The 4910-nt window shown below is 65.6% G+C and carries 3 protein-coding genes; all 3 read left to right on the forward strand.

The annotated features are described in order from the left end of the window. On the forward strand, positions 1 to 1760 hold a 1760-nt coding region (locus ON23_RS28535; RefSeq protein ID WP_039782050.1), incomplete at its 5' end, for an ATP-binding protein. 12 nt (positions 1761 to 1772) lie between these two features. Further along, on the forward strand, positions 1773 to 4322 hold the full coding sequence (locus tag ON23_RS28540; protein ID WP_039782052.1) for a hypothetical protein: 2550 nt from the start codon (positions 1773 to 1775) through the stop codon (positions 4320 to 4322). Between the two features lie 48 nt (positions 4323 to 4370). Beyond that, positions 4371 to 4910 (forward strand): hypothetical protein (locus ON23_RS28545; RefSeq protein ID WP_157170306.1); only part of this gene is annotated, 540 nt, incomplete at its 3' end.

The following is a 4910-nucleotide window of genomic DNA, read 5'->3' on the forward strand; positions in this document are numbered from 1 at the left end:
CATTTCCCTACGGCGGCATGCCTTTTCCCGGTGGCAGCGAATTCCTCGGTGTGCTCGAAGGACTGGACGACGTCACGGTCGACTGGGCGATGCGGGTATCGACCAAACCGGCCGAAGCCGTGCTCAAGAGCAATGAACTGAATCTGCGCCGCCTCGGCGAACAGATGGATCAGCGCGACCAGGAGATCTCGTTCGCGCAGAACACCCTGATGTCCAAGGCGTCGATGCTCGCCGAGTACAACCATCACTTCGAGGTCAACAGCGGTGAATCGGAGGTGTCGTTCACGACGGTGATCGCGGTCGGCAGCGACTCGCACGAAACCACGATGGACGCCGTCAACACGCTCAAGCGGCGCTACAAGCGTTTCCAGGTCGAGATGACCGCACCGCTGGGAGCGCAGGTCGATCTGTGGTCGATGATGATCCCCGGCAGCCCGCACCGCCGGGCCTACGACGACTTCGCGCACATCCTGCCCTCGGATATGTGGGCGGGGTTCGTACCGTTCACCACCAGTCAGATCGGTGACGACAGCGGGCCCGTCATCGGGGTGAATCTGCTCTCGGGCAATTACGAGCCGATCCATTTCGGGATCATGGAGGCGGCGCTGCACGATCTGTCCGCGTCGTTCGCCGTCACCGGCGAATTGGGTTCGGGTAAGTCGTATTTCCTGAAATTGATGGCCGTGCTCGTGCACGATATGGGCGGGCAGTTTCTCGCCATCGACCGCAGTCAGGTGGGGGAGTGGGAATACTTCGCCGCCTCCATCGACAATGCCGTCGTCATCGATCTGAGTAATCCGACCGTCTCCCTCGACCCGTTGCGATTGTTCGCACCCCGGGTCGCCGGCGAGCGGACCCTGGATTCGATTCTGCCGCTGCTGGATCTGTCGCCGACCAGTGGAGCCGGTGCGGCCATGAGCAGTTTGCTCACGCCTCGGGGCATCGCCGAACACGGCATTCGCAGCATGCTGGACCTGCACGATGTGGTCTGCCGGTTGCGCGACAGCGGCGCCGGTGACGAATTCGCGGATCTGGCCGCGCGTTTGGGCACCATTCTCGATCGGGTTCCGGTGCTGTTCGATCCGACGCTGCCGGTGCTGCGGCTCGATGCCGCCGCCACCGTGGTGCGCAGCCACAATCTGGCGCTGCCCACCGCCGAGGAATTGACCACCCCGCACCTCTACAACCGGCTGCCGCTGACCAAGCGGCTGGGCACCGCACTCTACGAACTCGTGGGAGTCGCCGCGCGCGAGGCGTTTCTGTCCGACAACGGCCGGTTCGGACTCCTCGTCGGGGACGAGGCCCACCACTTCACCCAGACCCACGTCGGATCGGCCGTCACGTCCGATTTCAGCCGCGACGGCCGAAAGCATTTGGCCGCCATCGGTTTGGCCTCTCACGATCCGGCCACCGACTTCCAGGGCGCGGCACACAACCTGATCCCGAACCGCTTCGTCTTCCGGCAGCGCGACGAAACGCTGGCGCGCAACAGTTTGCAGTGGCTGGGCGTCGACCTGGACGAGACTCCGTTCCTGCTGCAGGTGCTGCGGGAGGAGACATCACCGCCCAGCGGGCCGGGACGCACCGTGCCGGACGAACGCCGCGGCGAGATGTTCATGCGCGATGCGCTCAACCGCATCGGCCGCGGAAAGGTCTTCGGTCCCGCCCGGCCGGATCGCGCGGAGGCGATCGGCAGTACGCCGCAGACCGCGGGAGCCGGCGCGCGCCGGTCGGCGGTGGCCCGGCAGGTTTCGGTGTGAGCGGAAGTCCGGATGAGTACCTCTAGCACCGCTCTCGACCGCCCTCGCGGTCCGCGACTGTTCGACGCCTCCCGGCAGCTCGAGTTCTGGGACGCCGAACAGTGGCAACCGCGCGTGGTCGCCCGCCGCTGCTGGCGCCGGCTGACCTCGACCCGGCGGCGCCGGTGGATCACCTGGTCGGCGATCGTCGTGGTGGTCTTCCTGGTCGTCCCGATGGTGGTCGGCGCGGTCGCCACCGCGGCCGTGGAGACCGAGACCGAGGGGCCGGGCGGCAACAGCGCGCTGGGCTGGACGAAAGTTCGTGACTCCTACGGAGTTTCGCTCGCCGATTACGTCTACGCGACCAACCACGGCGGCATCCTGCACCCCGGCAACACCGGACTGGCGATCGTGCTCGGCCTGCTGTTCGCCTTCTTCATGGTGCTGGTCACCCTGCCGACCTGGATGGTCGGCTGGGTACTCGACTTCGGCTGGATGAATGTCTTCAGCGCACCGTTGAACGGGGTGGCGCACGCCCTGTCCGGACAGCTGGCGACGCCGATCATGTTGGCGACCTTCGCATCCTTCGGCGCCTTCTTCGCCGCCTATTTCTTCCAGCGCGGTTTTCACGCCAAGGCCGTGGTCCAAGTACTGACGATGCTCGTCGTCGCGGTGATCGGGCCGGTCTACCTGTCCGATCCGCTCGGTGAGGTGCTGTCCTCACACGGGCTGCTGGCCGAAGGACGCAATGTCGGACTGTCGGTGTCGGCGGGCTTGAACGGCAACAGCAATCCCGATCCGTCCACCATGGTGCCGACCCTGCAGGAGGACATGGCCGACAATTTCGCGCGCCGCCCGTTGCAGGTGTGGAATTTCGGCCACGTCGTCGACGATCGGCCCGGATGCGCGGCGGCCTGGTCGGCCGGTGTGCGGTCGGGCAGTGAAGGCAAGATCAAGGACGGGATGAAGTCGTGCGGGGACCAGGCTGCTGCCCGTGCGGCCGACAACCCGAGCTTCGGGCAGATCGGCGCCGGTCTGCTGCTGCTGATCACCGCGACGATTCTGCTCATCTTCGCCGCCTATCTGTCGCTCAAGATCATCTGGTCGGCCCTGGACTCGGTGTACTGGGGAATCATGACGATCTTCGGATTCGCCGGTGGCGGACTGGTTTACGGCCCGACCCAGACGTTCACCGTGCGCGCGGTCGTGCACGGCATGATGTCCGCGGTGCGCATGTGCGTCCAGATCATCGCACTGGGGGTCTATCTCCTGTTCTTCGGAGAACTGTTCCGGCAGGCCAAGGGCCAGGAGATGTCGGTGTTCGTCATCGGCGCCCTCGTCATGATCGTGGGCTTCCTCCAGTTCAAGCGCCTGACCGCCAGCCTGGACAGCGGAAACGAATGGGTGGCCAACAGATTCGCGATCGCCATCCAGAACCCGGGGCGCGGCGGTGGCGGCGGTGGTGGCGGGGGTCATGCGCTGGGGATGGGCGAGATGGGCGCGCACCACAAGTTGGGCAGCGGAACGATGATGGCCGTCATGGCCGGCGCGAGCACCATCTCGAATTCGCCTCTGACCGAATGGATGCTCGGCGCCCTTCCGGGCGGGTTTCATCCGCAGTCGAAGCTGAAGAAGTTGATGACCGAAGCGCAGGCCGGCGTGTGGGTGGACGAGAATCGACTCGGCGGTAAGCGGGGCTGGTATGTCCAGTCGATGGCGAAGTGGGAGGCCTTGAGCCAGGAGGCGCGCAAAGGCGCACGGGCATACGGGGGTTCCCGGGGAATCGAATCCATCCGCGGGATGGCCGGCGCGATACAGGGTGTGCTGGATGCAGATGGTGGCATCGCCGACTCGCACGGCGCGATGCTCGGTGCGGGGCTGAAGAACGACAGACTGGGCCACATCGTCGGACGGTCCCGGAAGATAATCGCCGAGAACGCCAGCAGTGAGAGTGTGGCGGACAAGGACCTCAGCCTGCTGGTCGCCGCGCTGCGCCGGACTCAGAACTCGGCGCGTCTGCTCGTCAACGGGAAGGGCGATGCGGTGGAAACCGCCGCCGATTTCGCGAATTTGGAACAGGCATCGCGTACGTTCCGGCGGATCAAACGCGGCGGTGTCGCCTTGGACGGCGGGGCGGCATCAGGCGTCGAGCGGGATTTCGTCGACGACTACATGCTGAACCCCACGAAAGAAAAGATGGTGGCACTGCAGGCTGTCATCGATGGCGACGACCTCAATGCGGGCGCTCTCGCCACCAACAGAGCCGCTCAGCACCTGCAAAGCGTGGGAATCGACGGAACTACCCGGCTGTCTCGCGAACGTGCGGCTCGAATGAGCCAGTGGATCGGCAACGAGCACGCCAAACTCATCCAGAAATCGACGGAACATCTGATGGAGGATGTGACCGATGCCAACCGGATCAGAGACCTCAGAACGCTGGTCTTCGACGCGGTGAATACCGACCACTGGGCCAGCGGTGCTCAGGGAACTCCTTGGAACTCGGTGGCCCCGAGGGGCCAGAACAACGCCAACCCCAACTGGCAGAGCCGAATGGCCGAGGTCGCGAGATATCTGCAGCCGTAGGACGAGGTCGGAAGGTAAGCAATGCTGGGTCGGTTCATACTCCTTTCGTTGATCCCGGCGTGGGTGTGGATCGGGCTGCTCGCGGTAGCGGCACTGTTCGGATTGGCCACCGTGCTGGTGGTCGCCACCGACAGTTCCGGCTCGGCGGCCTCGGCGGATTTCCGGTACCAGTGCGACAGTGCGCTCGGGCCGGACGAGCAGAGCACCACCGACACCGGCACGAGCATCGGAACGACCGAAACGATCCGGCCGTCGGATATTCCGACCACCAACCCCTTCGCCGAACTCACCATCGCCCCCGACGATTCCGAGGTGTCGGGGTGGGAGCGCGATTGCCTGACGGCGATGCAGTCCGCGCCGTACCAATTGCCGGCGTTGCGAACGACCAATGCCGGTGCCGCGGTCGACTGCGCCAGTCAGATCGCGCTCGCGGAGGTGGGACAGTCGATGGCGGCGGCCACGCTGGTGAAGAACGTGATCTACCAGGCATCGGCGGTGTGGACCACCGGCCGCTGCGGGGTGCTGGGCGCGGCGCCCGGTGACCCGGCCGCGAGCGCGGAGCGCCCGGGAGCCGAGCCCGCGCCGGCG

The organism is Nocardia cerradoensis NBRC 101014, assembly GCF_000308535.1.
GTDB lineage: Bacteria > Actinomycetota > Actinomycetes > Mycobacteriales > Mycobacteriaceae > Nocardia > Nocardia cerradoensis.

Bases quoted from the DNA above. Each gene is read 5' to 3' on its own strand.
- ON23_RS28540 (WP_039782052.1), top strand. From the start codon at position 1,773: ATGAGTACCTCTAGCACCGCTCTCGACCGCCCTCGCGGTCCGCGACTG.